This is a genomic window from Micromonospora sp. WMMA1996, assembly GCF_002573675.1.
GTDB lineage: Bacteria > Actinomycetota > Actinomycetes > Mycobacteriales > Micromonosporaceae > Micromonospora > Micromonospora sediminicola.
On the sequence record NZ_PDHU01000003.1, the window covers coordinates 946,993 to 963,575 of the forward strand.

Annotated in this window: 12 protein-coding genes and 1 pseudogene; 5 read left to right on the plus strand and 8 right to left on the minus strand. The window is 74.9% G+C overall.

The genetic code is table 11. The features are described from left to right. Position 1: 1 nt before the first annotated feature. Entirely contained in the window at positions 2–1,252 is a 1,251-nt protein-coding gene (locus COO58_RS24075; RefSeq protein ID WP_091576960.1) for an ATP-binding protein, read from the minus strand. Positions 1,253–1,428: 176 nt separating this feature from the next. Between COO58_RS24075 and COO58_RS24080 the strand changes: the two genes are divergently transcribed. The 3 genes and pseudogenes from COO58_RS24080 to COO58_RS24090 all read left to right on the plus strand — a co-directional run bounded on the left by COO58_RS24080 (position 1,429) and on the right by COO58_RS24090 (position 5,231). Continuing rightward, complete coding sequence (locus COO58_RS24080) at positions 1,429–3,264, plus strand: PspC domain-containing protein (RefSeq protein ID WP_098747278.1); 1,836 nt, start codon at positions 1,429–1,431, stop codon at positions 3,262–3,264. After that, a pseudogene (locus tag COO58_RS31275) lies at positions 3,261–3,444 on the plus strand (hypothetical protein); the annotation flags it as partial. The gene COO58_RS24080 and the pseudogene COO58_RS31275, both read left to right, overlap by 4 nt. A gap of 539 nt (positions 3,445–3,983) precedes the next feature. After that, entirely contained in the window at positions 3,984–5,231 is a 1,248-nt protein-coding gene (locus tag COO58_RS24090; RefSeq protein WP_091570386.1) for a phosphatidylserine decarboxylase, read from the plus strand. A gap of 64 nt (positions 5,232–5,295) precedes the next feature. Here COO58_RS24090 and COO58_RS24095 read toward each other — a convergent pair whose 3' ends face one another. From COO58_RS24095 to COO58_RS24105, 3 genes are all read right to left on the minus strand, one after another. After that, positions 5,296–6,201, minus strand: coding sequence for a phosphatidylcholine/phosphatidylserine synthase (locus COO58_RS24095; protein WP_091570384.1), 906 nt, complete (start codon positions 6,199–6,201; stop codon positions 5,296–5,298). A 345-nt stretch (positions 6,202–6,546) separates the two neighbouring features. Next, on the minus strand, positions 6,547–7,458 hold the full coding sequence (locus tag COO58_RS24100) for an NUDIX hydrolase (protein WP_098747280.1): 912 nt from the start codon (positions 7,456–7,458) through the stop codon (positions 6,547–6,549). Between the two features lie 128 nt (positions 7,459–7,586). Continuing rightward, positions 7,587–8,534 carry an NUDIX hydrolase gene (locus COO58_RS24105; RefSeq protein ID WP_098747282.1) on the minus strand — a complete coding sequence of 316 codons (948 nt, stop codon included), beginning with the start codon at positions 8,532–8,534 and terminating at the stop codon, positions 7,587–7,589. Positions 8,535–8,678: 144 nt separating this feature from the next. Here COO58_RS24105 and COO58_RS24110 point away from each other — a divergent pair, with 144 nt between their 5' ends. Continuing rightward, the gene (locus COO58_RS24110) at positions 8,679–8,996 is read left to right on the plus strand and encodes a PspC domain-containing protein (protein ID WP_091570370.1); all 318 of its coding nucleotides are present in this window, start codon (positions 8,679–8,681) and stop codon (positions 8,994–8,996) included. A gap of 7 nt (positions 8,997–9,003) precedes the next feature. Here the strand turns inward: COO58_RS24110 and guaA are convergent, their stop codons facing one another. After that, positions 9,004–10,560 carry a glutamine-hydrolyzing GMP synthase gene (guaA, locus tag COO58_RS24115; protein ID WP_091570365.1) on the minus strand — a complete coding sequence of 519 codons (1,557 nt, stop codon included), beginning with the start codon at positions 10,558–10,560 and terminating at the stop codon, positions 9,004–9,006. A 119-nt stretch (positions 10,561–10,679) separates the two neighbouring features. After that, entirely contained in the window at positions 10,680–12,362 is a 1,683-nt protein-coding gene (locus tag COO58_RS24120) for an FAD-dependent oxidoreductase (protein WP_098747284.1), read from the minus strand. A 144-nt stretch (positions 12,363–12,506) separates the two neighbouring features. Between COO58_RS24120 and COO58_RS24125 the strand changes: the two genes are divergently transcribed. Beyond that, positions 12,507–13,607 carry an LCP family protein gene (locus COO58_RS24125; RefSeq protein ID WP_091570356.1) on the plus strand — a complete coding sequence of 367 codons (1,101 nt, stop codon included), beginning with the start codon at positions 12,507–12,509 and terminating at the stop codon, positions 13,605–13,607. A 4-nt stretch (positions 13,608–13,611) separates the two neighbouring features. Here the strand turns inward: COO58_RS24125 and COO58_RS24130 are convergent, their stop codons facing one another. Next, positions 13,612–15,069, minus strand: a complete 1,458-nt coding sequence (locus COO58_RS24130) for a M1 family metallopeptidase (protein ID WP_091570351.1) — start codon at positions 15,067–15,069, stop codon at positions 13,612–13,614. A gap of 90 nt (positions 15,070–15,159) precedes the next feature. Continuing rightward, on the minus strand, positions 15,160–16,548 hold the full coding sequence (locus tag COO58_RS24135) for a M1 family metallopeptidase (RefSeq protein WP_098747285.1): 1,389 nt from the start codon (positions 16,546–16,548) through the stop codon (positions 15,160–15,162). Positions 16,549–16,583 lie beyond the last annotated feature (35 nt).

Genomic DNA, 16,583 nt, shown 5'->3' on the forward strand with positions numbered 1-16,583 from the left:
GTCACCTGTCCCTTTCCGTGGTGGCGCCGGAGCCGCTGATCGGCAGGATCAGCCGGACCTCGGTCCCCTCTCCGGGCTCGGACCGGATCTCCGCCCGGCCGCCGTGCCGCTTCATCCGTCCGATGATCGAGCCTCGGACGCCGTGCCGGTGATTCTCCACCGTATCCGGGTCGAAGCCCTTGCCCCGGTCCCGGACGAAGACGCTGACCTGCTCCGGCTCCACCTCGGCGTAGAGCGACACGGTCTGCACCCCGGCGTGCCGGGCCGCGTTGACCAGCGCCTCCCGGGCGGCGGCGACCAGCGCCCCGACCCGCTCGTCGGTCTCGCGGTCGCCGACCACCACCGCCTCGACGGTGATGGCGAACGTGTCCTCCACCTCGGCCGCGGCCTGCTCCAGGGCGGCCGCGAACCGCTCGGTCGGCGAGGCGGTCGGCTTGTAGAGCCAGTTGCGCAACGACCGTTCCTGGCCCCGGGCCAGCCGCTGCACCGTCTTGACGTCGCCGGCGTTGCGCTGGATCAGGGCGAGCGTGTGCAGCACCTGGTCGTGCACCATGGCGGCCAGTTCGGCGCGCTCCTGCTCGCGGATCCGCCCCTCCCGCTCCGACCGGAGCTGGTTCCAGGTGCGCCAGAGCACCGGGCCGGTCACCACGCCCACCCCGGCGAGCCCGACCAGGGCGAAGATGACGCCGTTGAGCACCGCGTCGAAGTTCTGTGCCGGCGAGTAGACCGCGGCCACGCCGATGATGCCGACCGCGACGAGCACGCCGCCGCCGATGAAGCGGAGCACGAACGCCCGCCGGTCGCTCTCCTCCACCACCGCGCCCAGCCAGGGCACGGCCGAGTCACCCCACTGCCGGCGGCGCTCCGGCCCGGACTGGTGCCAGATGACGCCGGCGCCGACCGCGATGATCGCCACCAGCCAGCCGGCGGTCCCGGCGGCGCCCACCGAGTTGAAGGCGAACACCTGCAACAGCAGCACGCCCAGCCCGATCGCCACGAACGGCAGCAGTTGGGTGAGGTCGCGGCGGGGCGGAGCGGCGGTGTCGCCGGGGCGAGGCGGGACCACCGCCCAGAAGGCGGCGTAGAGCAGCAGCCCGAGACCGCTGAGCCCGAGCAGGACCATGAACGCCATCCGCACCCGCAGCACCGGGATGCCCAGGTGGTCGGCGATGCCGGCGGCCACCCCGGCGGCCAACCGGTGCTCGGTGGCCCGGTAGAGGCGCGGCGGGTGGGGCGTGACGGTGCTGCTGATGGGAGGCTCCCGGGTCGGCGCGAGATGCCGGCGACGGCCGACGACCCGATCGTCACACGGCGGGAACGCCCCGGACCACGGGGACGCCCCGGACATTCACCATCGGCGGATCTCAGGGTGGGGTCAGGGTCGGGTCCTGAGGTCGGCCGGGCGGCCGGGGCAGCAGTATCGGAGTCATGACCGAGGACGCTGCCCGTCCGCCCCGCCCCTGGGCGGCAGCACAGGACGATCCGCCGCCGCCCCCGCCGGGGTCGGCATCCGCCGCCGACGACGCGACCCCGCCGCCGGGCGGCGCGCCGTTCGCCGATCCACCACCCGGTGGGTACGCCCCACCGCCCGGTGCGGCCGGCTTCACCACCCGGTACGGGCTGGTCCGCCCCCGGGAGGGCCGCTACCTGGCCGGCGTCTGCGCGGCCATCGGCCGGGCCACCAACACCGACCCGGTGCTGTGGCGCGTCCTGTTGGCCGTGCTCGGCTTCTTCGGCGGCATCGGCATCCTCGTCTACGTCGCCGCGTGGCTGATCATCCCCGGCGAGGGGGACACCGCCTCGCCGGTGGAGTCGATGCTCGGCCGTGGGCGCTCCAGCATGTCCCCGATCACCGTGATCGTGCTCGGCCTCGTGGTCGCGGTCGGCTTCGCCTACGTCGTCACCGACGGCTTCCGGGCCATCCTGCTCGGTGCGGTGATCCTGGTCGGCGGCGCGCTGCTGCTCAACCGCGAGCCCCGCGACGCGGCGGGCCGGACGGGCACGCCCGCGCCCGGGCCGGCGCCGGGCCCGGTGCCACCGGTGGCCTGGCCGGCGCCCTCCCCCGCCGGCCCGGCCCCCGGGTCCTGGGCCGGGTCCGCCGCCCCGGGCGTGCCGTGGGCCGGCGGACCCTCCCCCTCGGTCCCGTCGCACGGACCGGTCGAGGGCACGCCGCCGACCGCCACCGGCCCGTCGGTGGCCGGGGCCCACCCCGAACCGAGTTACCCGCCGGCCACCCCGGCCGAGCCGGGCTACCCACCCGCGCCGTCCGCCTGGCCCGAGCCGCCGGGCTACCCGGCCACGCCGGTCGGGTCGGGTCTACCGACCACCCCGGTCGAGCCGGGCTACCCGGCCACGCCGTTGTCCGCTCCGGGCTGGCCCGCCGCGGCCGGCGCCCGACCGGTCCGGCCCGAGCCGGTGACCGCCGCGCTGCCCGCGGTCACCCCGCCGGTTTCCGGCGCGGCCCCGACGTGGCCGGTCGCGCCCACCACGGGCGGCCCGCTCGGTGATCCGGCGGCCGTGCCACCGCCGGCCCCGGTGGGAGCGCCCCTGCCGCCGGGGGGCTACCGCCCGCCGTTCGCCCCGCACGGCCCGTACGCCGGATCGCGCCCCTCCCCGGCGCCGATCCGACCGCCGCGACCGCCGAAGCGGCCGAAAGAGCGCTCGGCCCTCGGCGCGATCACGTTCTCGCTGATCTTCCTGGCGCTGGGCCTGGTGGCGATGCTCGACCTGCTCGACGTCTTTCCGGTCGGCGCGGCCGGCTACTTCGCCGCGGTGTTGGCCACCATCGGCCTCGGGCTGCTCGTGGGCACCTGGTTCGGCCGGGCCCGGTGGCTGATCGCTCTCGGTCTGGTCACCGCGGCGGCGCTCGGCGTCGCCACCGTCGCCGAGTCCTACGACCGGGTCCGCGGCATCGACGGGAACGTCACCTGGGCCCCCACCGACCGGCGCGACCTGGCCGACCGCTACGAGAACAACCTCGGTGACGCGGTGCTCGACCTGCGCGCCATCGACTTCGACAAGCAGGACGTCCAGGTGACCGTCGACGTGAACCTCGGCAACGCGACAGTGGTCGTGCCGCCGGACGTGGACGTGACCACGGTGGCGGACGTCAACGCCGGTGAGGCCACGGTCTTCGGCCGGCGCACCGGCGGGCTCAACGGCCGCCACTGGGAGAGCACCGACGCCGGCGCGGACGGCCCCGGCGGCGGCAAGCTGCGTCTCTACGTCCACGTGAACGCCGGAAACCTGGAGGTGACCCGGTGAAGGCCCACCGCACCGACGTCGTGTCGTTCGCCTTCGGGCTCGTCTTCCTCGGGCTGGCCCTCTGGTGGCTGCTGGCCCGGATCCTCGGGCTGGCCGTTCCGCCGGTCGGTTGGTTCCTCGCCGGCGGGCTGGTCCTGATCGGACTGCTCGGGCTGGTCGGGGCCTTGCGCTCGGGTCGCGGGCCGGACCGGGCGGACCAGTCCGACCAGCCGGGCCCGACCGCGGGACCGGAGACGACGGTGGCCGCGCCGTACCGCGACGACGTACCGGTCGACGGCCGGGCGGTGCCCACGGAGGCCGACGAGTGGCCCACCGGCGCGACGACCGACGTGCCGACGCCGGCGTCGGAGGACCGGCCCGCCGACCCGGAACCCCCGGTGTGGGCGGACCGGCCCGCCGACCCGGAGCCGCTCCGGTCACCGGCCGAGCCGGGGACCGAGGAGCTGGGCACCGGCGGGCCCGCGGGCCGGGCCGAACCGGCCACCCGCGAGCTGCCACCGCTCGACCCGGGTGACGACGACGGATCGCGGGCGGGCCGGGCCGGGTGACGGCCCGACCGCGCCGGTGCGGCAGCGCGACGACGCGGCCTATGCTGGTCGGTGGAGATCCCGCCTCCGCCGGCCGGCCCCGCCATCCCGACCACGCAGGGCGCTCCCCGGCCGGTCGGCCGCCGCCGAGGCGGTCCCGTCCGTCTCTCACTCGTCAGGAGCTCGTCAGACATGACCCAGTCCCCCGCCGTGCGCGTCACCGCTCCGTCCGGTGCGGTCCGCATCGGCGAGCGCGCCGCTCGTACGCTCGTCAGCGAGTTCGCCCGGCGTAACGACCCCAAGGCCGGCCTGCTGGTCGGCGCGACCCCGGAGTCCGCGGTGCTGGCCGCGGCGATCGAGGCGCTGCTCCCCGGCGACCGGCTCGTCGTGGTGCCGGCGGAGGGCGCCGCGGCGGCCGCGCTGCGGGAGCACGTGACGGCCCAGGGCCGCTGGGTCGCCGACCGGGTACGCGTCGTCGACGCCCTCGCCGAGGCGGACGCCGCGGCGGCGGTCGTCGTCGCCGAGCCGTTCACCGGGACCGCCGAGGAGGCCCGCGCCGCGGTCGACGGGCTGTCGAAGTACCTGGCCGACGGGGCGGTGCTGAGCGTCGCCGCGCCGCTGTTCCGCACCGAGGGCGCGGGCGCCGAGCTGGACCGGCAGGGCGTGCTGCACGGCGTCCGCACCGACGTGGTGCTGCGCAACTCCCCGCCGGTACGCGTGCACCACCTGCGCTTCACCCCGGCGCCGGCCGCGCTGGCGGCCTCGTTGTCGCCGGCGTACCGGCCGTCGAGCGTGCCGCTGACCCGACAGATGCACATCGACTCCAACGGCGTGGCCGCCGCCGGCATCACGCTCGGCCTGGCCGCCCTGGCCCGGGCCGCCCGGCCGAAGTCCCGGCTCTGGCTGCTGCCGGCGCTGGCCGCCGCCCCGGTGGCCGCGTTCTTCCGGGACCCGGAGCGGGACGTCCCGGAGGACCCGTCGGCGGTGGTCGCGTCCGCGGACGGTCAGGTCCTCTCCGTGCAGCGGTTGCAGGACGAGCGCTTCGGCGACGGCGAGTGGCTGCGGATCGCGGTGTTCCTGTCGGTGCTGGACGTGCACGTCAACCGCGCGCCGGTGGCCGGCAAGGTGATCGACTACTTCGTCGCCGACGGTGGGTTCGTCAACGCCATGAAGCCGGACGCCGAGCACAACGTGGCGGCGTACACGGTGTTGGACACCGACCACGGCACGGTGGTGGTGGCCCAGCGCACCGGGCTTATCGCCCGCCGGATCGTGCAGCGGGCGCCGGTCGGCTCGCTGCTGGCCCGGGGCGAGCGCTTCGGCCTGATCCGCTTCGGCTCGCGGACCGACGTCTACCTGCCGGCCGACGCCGCGGACCCGCTGGTCGGGCCGGGCGACAAGGTGGTCGGTGGCAGCACGGTCATCGCCCGCTGGCGCTGACCGCGAGAACGCGAGAAGGGGCGCCGCGCGATGCGCGGCGCCCCTTCTGTCGTACGAGTCCGGGTCAGGCGGCCCGGCGCTGGTGCAGCCAGAGCAGCGGGCCGCTGACCAGGTAGCCCACCACCACGAGGGCGAAGGTGAGCCGGATGTCGACGAGCGCGCCGACCACCGGGGCCAGCCAGAGCCACGGCGGCAGCTTCAGCAGCCGGGCGAGCTTGGCGTAGGGGAAGCTCGACACCATGGCGAAGGCGAGCAGCGCCACGCCGGCGACCATGACCAGACCGGAGACCGGCACGCCGATCGCCACGGTCAGGGCGAGCACCGCCGCCGCCATGGTGGTTGGCACGCCGCAGAAGAAGCGGCCGTCCTTGGGCGAGACGTTGAAGCGGGCGAGCCGGATCGCCGCGCACGCGGCGACCAGAGCACAGGCGACCGCGGCGGCGGCCGGGGGCACCGAACCGGCCAGCGAGGCGTAGACCACCACCGGCGCGGCGAGACCGAACGAGCACATGTCGGCCAGCGAGTCCATCTGCGCGCCGAACGGGCTGGCCACGCCGAGCTTGCGGGCCAGGGCGCCGTCGAGGCCGTCGAACGCGACGCACGCGATCAGGCAGACGGCGGCGATCCGCACCTCGCCCTGCATGGCCAGGAAGATGGCCAGCATGCCGAGCATGAGGCTGCTCAGGGTGCAGGCGTTGACCAGCGCGAACTTGGCACGGCGGGCGGCGGTGCGCTCGCCGGGCAGGAGCGGGATCGACATCGCCGGGGACTCGTCGACCGGCACGGCCGGGACGAGCACCGGGCTGATCGGGCGGACCGCCTCGATCTCGGCGTCGAGCCGGCCGTAGCGGAGCCGCTGGCGGTCGGCGTAGCGGTGGTCGGGGGTGACCAGGTCGGTCCCGGGGGCGCCGTCACGGCGGCCCACCCGGACCAGCAGCACCTGGCGGGCGAACGTGCTGCTGCGGCGCAACCGGCCCGCCCAGCGACGCCCTGCGGGGCGCGGACTGTCAGTCGTACGACGCCGGCGCCATGGGGCTCTCGGCACGTTTCCTCCATCACCGGATCGGCTGACCGCCCACGTCGGGGCGGGTGTCCGGCTGTCTCGTGCCGGACCTTTCGGGCCCGGCAGCCCATTTGCGGAGTACACCATTGCACAGGGGATAGGGGCTTGGCGATAGCTGCCGGCGGTACTTATAACTCCCTTAACCGCGCGAACCGCTCACTTATTCCCATCTCGGGCTCAACGCCCGTTTTCGTCGACCAATCCCAACTCCCGACTGTACCGGAGGTGGCCCAGACCGGCTCGGCGAGCGGTTCAGCTCACTCGCCGTCCGGTGGCCCGGGCCGCCACGTCGGTCATCCGCAGGGCGGCGACCTCGGCCGGCGCGAACCAGGCGGCCCGGGCGGTGGAACCACCCGCCTGCTCGGTCACCACCGCCTCGGTCGGCGCGTCCACGCGTACCCGGTAGATCACCCGGATGCCGTGCCAGTCCAGCGGGCGGCGTTCCGGGCCGAGGGCGCCCGGATTGTGCAGGTTGTCCACTGCCAGCAGGTCGACCACCCGCCCCAGTTGCCCGGCCTCCTCGACCAGTTCCCGCAGCAGCCCGGCGGCCGGCTGCTCACCGTGGTCGGTGCCACCGCCGGGCAGGTGCCACCGGCCGGCGCCCGGGTAGCCGTCCGCGATCATGGTGAGCAGCACCCGGTCGGTCGGATCGGTGACCAGCCCGTACGCGGCGAAACGCTGCCGGCGGTCGGTGGCCGGACCGGCCGGCTCGGCGGGCCGGGCCCGGGGCAGGTCGGCCGGCAGCGGCGTCACCGGCAGGCCGAGCAGCTCGGCGGTGAACGGCATCAACGGCCGGGTCGCGGCCTCCTCGGGGGTGCACCAGCCCACGTCGTCGGTGCCGCCGCCCGGTTCGGGGCGCAGCCGCCCGCCCCGGGCCTCGACGTCGAAGATCAGCCGGTCGGTGTGCAGCGCGACGCCCTCGTCCCGGAAGACGGACACGTCGGCGACGGCGGCCCGGATCCCGGCGACCACCACGCTCAGCCCGGTCTCCTCGGCGAACTCGCGTACCACGGCGTCGGCCGGGTGCTCCGCGTGCTCGACCCCGCCGCCGGGCAGTTGCCACACCCCCGGACAGGGGCACCCGGCCGCCCCGCGCGCCAGCAGCACCCGCCCGTCGGAGTCCCGCAGCACCCCGTACGCCCCGACCCGCCGCTCTTCCCGCACCCCGCACCCACCCCGTCCGGCCGTACCACTCCGTCGATCATGAGGTTAGCGGTACCGAGACGGACATTTCGCGCCGTCAACTTCATGATCGCCGGGTGGGGGCCGTGGGTGCGGGCCGGGGTGGGGGGTCAGAGGAGGTGGGCGGCCTGGACTGCTTCGGCCGTGACCTCGGTGAGGCGGTCGGTGGGGAGGGCGCCGAGCTCCTCCCGGCGGAACCAGCGGGCCTCGCAGGTCGAGCCGCCGACGTCCGTGACGGTGGGCGGCGCGGGCTGGTCGACCACCACCCGGTAGAAGGCGCGTACGCCGTGCCAGTCGATCGGGTAGCCCTCCGGGCCGAGCGAGGCGGCGTCGCGGTGGCTGGCCACCCCGAGCAGCTCGACCAGGCGGCCGGTCTGCCCGGTCTCCTCGACCAGCTCCCGGATCAGCGCGGCGCCCGGCTGCTCGCCGTAGTCGGTGCCGCCGCCCGGCAGGTGCCAGCAGCCGGCGCCCGGGTAGCCGTCGGACACCCGGGTCAGCAGCACCCGCTCCTCCGGGTCGGTGACCACGGCGTACGCGGCGAAGCGCTGCGCCCGGTGCAGCCCGTCGGGGCCGGGGACGGCGTAGAACGAGGGGAACTCGGGGACCTCCTCCGGCACGATGTCGTCGGTGGAGGTGGGCAGGCCCAGCGCGCGTGCGGTGAACGACCGCAGCGGCAGCTCCCGGGCCTCGTCGAGGGTGAACCAGCGGGCCAGGTCGGTCGGCCGGTCGACCCGCTCGATCAGCGTCCCGCCCCGGACCGACACAGTGTAGAGCAGTCGGTCGGTGTGGATCGTGATGCGCCGCTCGGGCAGCGCCCGCATGTCGGCGAGCACGTCCTGGAGGCCGGCGACCGCCACCGAGAGCCCGGTCTCGGCCGCGGTCTCCCGCACGACCGTGTGCTTCGGGTCCTCACCGTGGTCGACCGCTCCTCCGGGGAGCGACCAGGTGCCGGGGGTGCCGGAGCGCTCCGATGCGCGGACCAGCAACACTCGGCCGTTTGAATCAGCACAAACTGCGTATGCCGCGATCCTGCGCAGCGGCTCCAGCGAGGTGGTCACGGGAGCAAATTCTCCCCGGCCCGGGTTACCTCCATCGAAAAGAGTCAGATTCCTGACTCTCCGCTGGCGCCTCAGGGACGGATCAGGGTAGGCGTCCGGGCGGTCACCGAGGTCGCCCGTCGACCGGCGCGGGACCGTGGGGACATGACCTCCACGAACCCCTCCCAGGCCCCGTACAAGCAGCTCCGCCGGCCGGTCAGCGACCGCATGATCGCCGGTGTGGCCAGCGGCCTCGGCCGCTACTTCGCGCTCGACCCCACCCTGGTTCGGGTGGTCTTCGCGACCGCCACCGTGCTCACCGGCGGGCTGGCCGCGCTCGCGTACCCGGTGATGTGGTTCCTGATGCCCGAGGAGCCGGCCGGCGCGCCCGCCTGGCCGCACCCGCCGGGCACCGCGCCCGGCTGGCCGCCGGTCCCGCCGGCCGGGCCGGGGCCGCAGGCCGGGCCGCCGCCCGCCGCCTGAGCGGGCGTCACTCCCACTCGATGGTGCCCGGCGGCTTGCTGGTCACGTCCAGGACCACCCGGTTGACCTCGGCGACCTCGTTGGTGATCCGGGTGGAGATCCGGGCCACCACGTCGTAGGGCAGCCGGGACCAGTCGGCGGTCATCGCGTCCTCGCTGGAGACCGGGCGCAGCACCACCGGATGGCCGTAGGTGCGCCCGTCGCCCTGCACCCCGACGCTGCGGACGTCGGCCAGCAGCACCACCGGGAACTGCCAGACGCCCCGGTCCAGGCCGGCGGCGGTCAACTCCTGCCGGGCGATCAGGTCGGCCCGGCGGAGCACGGCGAGGCGCTCCTCGTCGACCGCGCCGATGATCCGGATGGCCAGGCCCGGGCCGGGGAACGGGTGCCGCCACACCATCGCCTCGGGCAGCCCCAGCTCCAGGCCGATCGTGCGGACCTCGTCCTTGAACAGCGTGCGCAACGGCTCGACCAGGGAGAACTTCAGGTCCTCGGGCAGGCCGCCGACGTTGTGGTGACTCTTGATGTTGGCGGTGCCGGTGCCGCCGCCGGACTCCACCACGTCCGGGTAGAGGGTGCCCTGCACCAGGAACTCGACGTCGCCGTGCGCGGCGATCTCCCGGGCGGCGGCCTCGAAGACCCGGATGAACTCCCGGCCGATGATCTTGCGCTTCTGTTCCGGATCGGTCACCCCGGCGAGCGCGCCGAGGAACCGCTCCCGCGCGTCGACCACCTTGAGCTTGATGCCGGTCGCCGCGACGTAGTCCTTCTCCACCTGCTCGGCCTCACCGGCCCGCAGCAGCCCGTGGTCGACGAACACGCAGGTGAGCTGGTCGCCCACGGCCCGGTGGACCAGCGCCGCGGCGACCGCCGAGTCGACACCACCGGAGAGGCCGCAGATGACCTCCTTGTCGCCGATCTGCTCGCGGATCCGGGCGACCTGCTCGTCGATGATGTTCTCGGGCGTCCAGGTCGGCGCGACGCCGGCGATGTCGTAGAGGAAGCGGGTCAGCATCTCCTGACCGTGCGCGGTGTGCCCCACCTCCGGGTGGAACTGCACGCCGGCCCGGCGGCCGGCCAGGTCCTCGAACGCGGCGACCGGGGCGCCCGCCGACTCGGCGGTGACGGTGAAGCCCTCCGGGGCCTCGGTCACGCAGTCGCCGTGGCTCATCCACACCGGCAGGTCGGCCGGCAGGTCCCGCAGCAGCACACCGGGCTCGGTCAGGCGCGGGCGCAGCGGGGTGCCGCCGTACTCGCGGTTGCCGGTCCGCGCGACCGTGCCGCCGAGCGCCTGGGCCATCGCCTGGAAGCCGTAGCAGATGCCGAAGACCGGCACGTCGGTGTCGAACATGCCGGCGTCGATCTGCGGGGCGTCCGGGGCGTAGACGCTGGACGGGCCGCCGGACAGGATGATCGCGGCCGGGTTCTTCGCCAGCATCTCGGACACCGGCATGGAATGCGGGACGATCTCCGAGTAGACCCTCGCCTCGCGGACGCGGCGCGCGATGAGCTGGGCGTACTGGGCTCCGAAGTCCACCACGAGGACGGGGCGAGGCGTGCTCATGTGCGCAAAGCCTACCGACAGTCACCGGCCCGGCGGACGCGCCCCGGCGGCGCGTCGCTCCCAGGGTGTTAAGAAGGGGCCCCGCCTCTACCGGAGGCGTTAAGAAGGGGCCCTTCCTTTCACCGCAGCGCGGCGGGGGCGTGGGCCGGGACCGCCGGGTTGCGCGGTGGCACCGGGTCGACCCGGGCGTACGCCGAGCCGAGCGCCGGCCGCGGATCCGCCTCGCCCCTGTTGGGCCAGAACGACATGGCCCGCTCGGCCTGGGCGGTGATCGTCAGCGACGGGTTGACGCCCAGGTTCGCCGAGACCGCCGCGCCGTCCACCACGTGCAGCCCCGGGTGGCCGTACACCCGGTGCCACGGGTCCACCACGCCGTCGTCCGGGGTGGCGCCGATCACCGCGCCGCCGAGGATGTGCGCGGTCATCGGGACGTTGAACGGCTCGGTGACCGCGCCGCCCGGGGTGCCGTCGATCTCCTCGGCGAGCATCCGGACCGCCTCGTTCCCGGCCGGGATCCAGGTCGGGTTGGGCGCGCCGTGACCGGGGCCGGAGACCAGCCGGCCCCGCCGGTAGCGGGTGGTCAGCGAGTTGTCGACCGACTGCATGACCAGCGCGATGACGGTGCGCTCGGACCAGCCGCGCACGGACAGCATCCGTGCCGCCAGCCCCGGCTGCCGGACGATGCTGCCCAGCCAGCGCCGGACCCGGCGCGGGCCGCCGTCGACCAGCAGCGACTGGAGCAGGCCCATGGCGTTGGAGCCCTTGCCGTAACGGACCGGCTCGATGTGGGTCTGCGGGTCGGGGTGGAACGAGCTGGTGATCGCCACCCCCTCGGAGAAGTCCAGGCCGCGTCGCCGGGCCGCGCCGGACGCCACCGAGGCGCCGAGGATGGCCTCGGAGTTGGTCCGGGTCAGCTCGCCCAGCCGGGGCGAGAGCGCCGGCAGCGCGCCGGTGGCCCGCATCTCGTGCAGCAGCCGCTGGGTGCCCAGCGCGCCGGCCGCGAAGACCACCTGGTCGGCGTGGATCACCGCGCGTCGCTTGCGCAGCCAGGCCCCGGTGCGCTCGGTGTGCACCGTGTAGCCGCCCGCCGGGTCCGGCCGGACGGCGGTCACCGTGGTCAGCGGGTGCACCTGCGCGCCGAGCCGCTCGGCCAGCCAGAGGTAGTTCTTGACCAGCGTGTTCTTGGCGCCGTGCCGACAACCGGTCATGCACGACCCGCAGTGGCTGCACCCGGTGCGGTCGGGGCCGACGCCGCCGAAGTACGGGTCGGGCACGCGCTGGCCGGGGCGGCCGATGTGCACGCCGACCGGGGTCGGGTGGAACGTGTGCGCCACCCCCATCCGCTCGGCCACCGCCCGCATCGCCCGGTCCGCGCCGGTGACGATCGGGTACGTGGTGACACCGAGCATCCGCTTCGCCTGGTCGTAGTGGCGGGCCAGCTCGTCGCGCCAGTCGGTGATGTCGCGCCACTGCGGGTCGGCGTAGAACGCGTCGAGCGGCTCGTAGAGCGTGTTCGCGTAGACGAGCGAGCCGCCGCCCACCCCGGCGCCGGAGAGCACCAGCACGCCGCCGCCGCTCCTGCGGTCGGCGGAGCGGAGCAGGGTGATCCGCTGGAGCCCGAAACAACCCAGCTTCGGCGCCCAGAGGAACCGCCGCGCCTGCCAGGAGGTGCGGGGGAACTCCTCGTCGGCGAAGCGTCGGCCGGCCTCCAGCACGCCGACCGAGTAACCCTTCTCGGCCAGCCGGAGCGCGGTGACGCTGCCGCCGAAGCCCGATCCGATGACGACCACGTCGTAGCGCATGAACGCATCATTACCGACGGGTAGCTATGGCGCCAGCAAGAGTTTTTCGCAGATCATGCAGAGCGCTTCGACCGCCGGGATTCCCGCCGCTGCAACCTTGGGCCCCGCCCGGCGCGTCGAACCCGACGGGGAGAGGACGAGACCGTGACGAGACGACGCCTGCTGGGCCTGGCCGCCCTGGTGGCGGTGCTGCTGGTCGCCGCCGGGGCGGTGGTGACCACCCGGCTGGTGGCGCACCGCTCCCCCGAGCCGGCCGCCGCGCCGGTCACCTCGGCGCCGGCGTCACCCACCCCGGCCCCGACCTCCGCCAGTCCGACCCCACCGCCCGGGGCCGACCTGACCGGGCCGCTCAACCTGATGCTCGTCGGGGTCGACACCCGGGTCAGCATCCCCGGCTGGGAGCCGCACGCCGACGCCGTGCTGGTGCTGCACGTGCCCGCCGGGCTGGGCCAGGCGTACCTGTTCTCGCTCCCCCGCGACCTGGTGGTCGACATCCCCGCCTTCCCCAAGGCCCGCTACCCGGGCGGCCGGACGAAGCTCACCCACGCGATGAGCTACGGCAGCCGGGTGCCGGGCGACAAGCGGCACCCCAGCACCGCGCAGGGGTACGAGCTGCTGCGCACCACCGTCTCCCGCTACACCGGGCTGCGCATCGACGCCGGCGCGGTGATCACCTTCGGCGGCTTCGACAAGCTGGTGGACACGCTCGGCGGGGTCGACCTCTACGTCGACCAGCGGGTCGCCTCCCGGCACCGCCGGCCGGACGGGACGATGCGGCCGCTGGGCGGCGGCGGCTACACCGGCCCGCAGATGGTCTACGAGAAGGGCACCCGGCACCTGACCGGCTGGCAGGCGCTCGACTACGCGCGGCAGCGCTACACCGCCGGCGGCGACTACACCCGGCAGCGGCACCAGCAGCAACTGCTCCGGGCGCTCGCCCGCAAGCTCGTCGAGCAGGGCACCGCCCGCGACCCGCAACGCGTCGAGCAGATCGTCGCCGCGCTCGGTCGGACCCTGGTGTACGTCGGGGGCGGGCGGAAGCTGGTCGACTTCGCGTACGCCCTCGGTGGCCTGCCATCCGACCGCCTCACCCTGGTGGCGCTGCCCGGCGCCGGCGTGGGCAGCGGCGGCGCGTACCGGGGCGAGCAGCTCCGGCCGCTGGGCCGGGAGTTCCTCACCGCGCTGCGCGGCGGGCGGGCCGAGACGTTCCTGGCCGCGCACCCGACGCTGCGCGTGAAGACCTGAGCCGCTACAACGGCTTCGGGGCGGCCGGCCGCTCGGTGCCGTACAGCCAGGCGTCGAACACCTTGCCGAGCTTCTTGCCCGACACCCGCTCGGCCAGCGCCACGAAGTCGGCGGTGGTGCCGTTGCCGTTCCTCCGCTCGGCCGCCCAGGTGCGCAGGATGGCGAAGAACGCGGTGTCGCCCACCGCCACCCGCAGCGCGTGCACGGTCATCCCACCCCGGTCGTAGACCGAGCGGCCGAACAGGTTCTCCACCCCCGGCTTGCCCGGCGGCGTCCGCCAGACCTGGCCGGGGGCGTTGGCGTACTGCTGCTCGAACGTGCGCTGGACGGTCGAGGAGCCGCTGTGCTCGGCCCACAGCCACTCGGCGTACGTGGCCAGCCCCTCGTTGAGCCAGATGTCCTGCCAGCGCTGCAGCGACACGCTGTCGCCGTACCACTGGTGGGCCAGCTCGTGCGCGACCACGTCGGTGTTGTCGCCCTGTCGGAAGAAGCCGGCGGAGTAGACCGGGCGGCTCTGCGTCTCCAGCGCGTAGCGGATCCGGTCGTCGGCCACCACCACGCCGCCGTACGCGTCGAACGGGTACGGCCCGAAGAGGCTCTCCAGGTAGTCGGCGACCTCGACGGTACGGGCGATCGACCGGTCCGGCGCGCCCTCGGCCACCCGGGTGGTGACCGCGCTGTAGACCGGCCGTCCCTTGTGCTGCCCGGTGGTGACGCGGAACTTCCCGATCACCACAGTGGTCAGGTAGCTCGCCATCGGCGAGCCCTCCGACCAGCGCCAGGTGGTCCAGCCGCCGGTGGTCGTCCGCCCCTTCGGCACGCCGTTGCCGACCGCCGTCAGCCCCTTGGGAACGGTGATCTCCAGGTCGTAGGTGGCCTTGTCCGACGGGTGGTCGTTCACCGGGTACCAGGTGCTCGCCGACTCCGGCTGGCCGAGCGCGATCGCCCCGTCCGCGGTGTGCAGCCAGCCGCCCTCGCCGAGCGCCTCGTTGCGCAGCGCCTCCGGCCGACCGTCGTAGCGGATCTCGGCCACGAAACCGTTGCCGGAGGTCAGGCCGGTGGCGGGCGTGACGACCAGCTCGTCGTCGTCGCGGGCGTGCCGGGCGGCGGCGCCGTCGACGGTGACCGAGCGGACGGTCAGCCCGGCCAGGTCCAGGTTGAACGTGGACAGGTCGGTGGTGGCGGTGGCCCGCACCGTGGTGGTGCCGGTGAGCTTGTCGGTGTCCGGGTCGTAGCGCACCTTCACGGTGTAGTGCGCGACGTCGTAGCCCCCGTTGCCGTAGCCCGGGAAGTAGGGGTCGCCGGCGCCGGGCGCCCCGGGCGCGAAGCGGCGCGTGGCCGACGGCTCGGGCGCGGTCGGCGCCGCGGCGCTCCGGTCCGCCTCGGGCGATCCGCAGCCGGCCAGCAGCAGTGTCCCGCAGGCCAGCAGGCCGAGCCCTCGTCGTCCGCCGCGCCGCGCCATGATCTCGATCCCTCCCGGGGCCCGAACGGCGGCCCCGCCCGCGGGCCCGCTCCGCCCGCGGCAGCCTACCGAGCGGCGATCACGTCCGCGTCACGGCAGGCCCGGCGGGGTCGCCCCGACCAACCACGCGTCGAGCAACGCGCGCAACGGCCGCCCGGCGGTCCGCTCGGCGTACCCGACGAAGTCGGCGGTGGTGGCGTTGCCGTCCCGGTGCTGCGCCAGCCAGCCGCGCAGGATCCGGTAGAACGTGTCGTCGCCGACCGCGCGGCGCAGCGCGTGCACCGCCAGCGCCCCCCGCTGGTAGACCGCGTCGCCGAACATCCCGGCCCGGCCCGGGTCGACGGTGGGCCGGGTCCAGTCGGTGGTGGCGTACCGGTCGGCGACGGTCCGCGCCACGGTCCGCCCGCCGTCGTGCTCGGCCCAGAGCCACTCGGCGTACGTGGCGAACCCCTCGTTCAGCCAGATGTCGCTCCACCGGGCCACCGAGACGCTGTCGCCGAACCACTGGTGGGCCAGCTCGTGCGCGACCACCTCGGTGTTCGGCCCGCCCCGGAAGAATCCCGGCCCGTAGACCGGGCGGCTCTGCGTCTCCAGCGCGTACCGGATCCGGTCGTCGGCCACCATCACTCCGCCGTACGCGTCGAACGGGTACGGCCCGAAGCGGGCGGCCAGGAAGTCGGCGACCTCGCCGGTGCGGGCGACCGACGCGGCGGCCGGGCCGTCCGCGGGCAACGCCGAGGCGACGGCGGTGACCAGCGGCCGACCGGCGTGGGTGCCGCTGGTGACCCGGTAGTCGCCGATCACCAGCGTGCTCAGGTAACTGGCCATCGGCGAGCCCTCGGACCAGCGCCAGGTGGTCCGGCCGCCGCTGCTCGTCCGTCCCTTCGGGACGCCGTTGCTCAGCGCGGCGAGCCCGTCCGGCACGGTGATCGCGATGTCGTAGGTGGCCTTGTCCGACGGATGGTCGTTGACCGGGTACCAGGTGCTGGCCGACTCGGGCTGGCCGAGCGCGATCGCCCCGTCTCCGGTGGCGTGGAAGCCACCGTCGCCCAGTTCCGCGTTGGGCAGCGGCTTCGGCACCCCGCCATAGGTCACCTCGACGGTGAACCGCCGGCCCGACGGCAACCCGTGTGCCGGGGTGACGACCAGTTCGGCGTCGTCGTGGCGGTGCTTCGCCGGCTCGCCGTCCACCCGGACCCGGTCGACGTCGAGGCCGGCCAGGTCGAGCTGGAACCGGGACAACGCCTCGGTGGCGGTCGCGGTCAGCGTGGCCGTGCCGGTGAGCCGGTCGTCGCCCGGGTCGTAGCGGACGTCCAGCGCGTAGTGCCCGACGTCGTAGCCACCGTTGCCGGCCCCCGGCACGTACGGGTCACCGGCGTCCGCCGCGCCGGGCCGGAACCCGCCCCGGTCGTCGCCGGTACACCCGGTCGCCAGCAGCGCCACCGCCAGCACGGTCGCGCACCACCGCACCCGTCTCACCCGGCGAGCCTAGACGCGCGACGGCGCGGACGGGG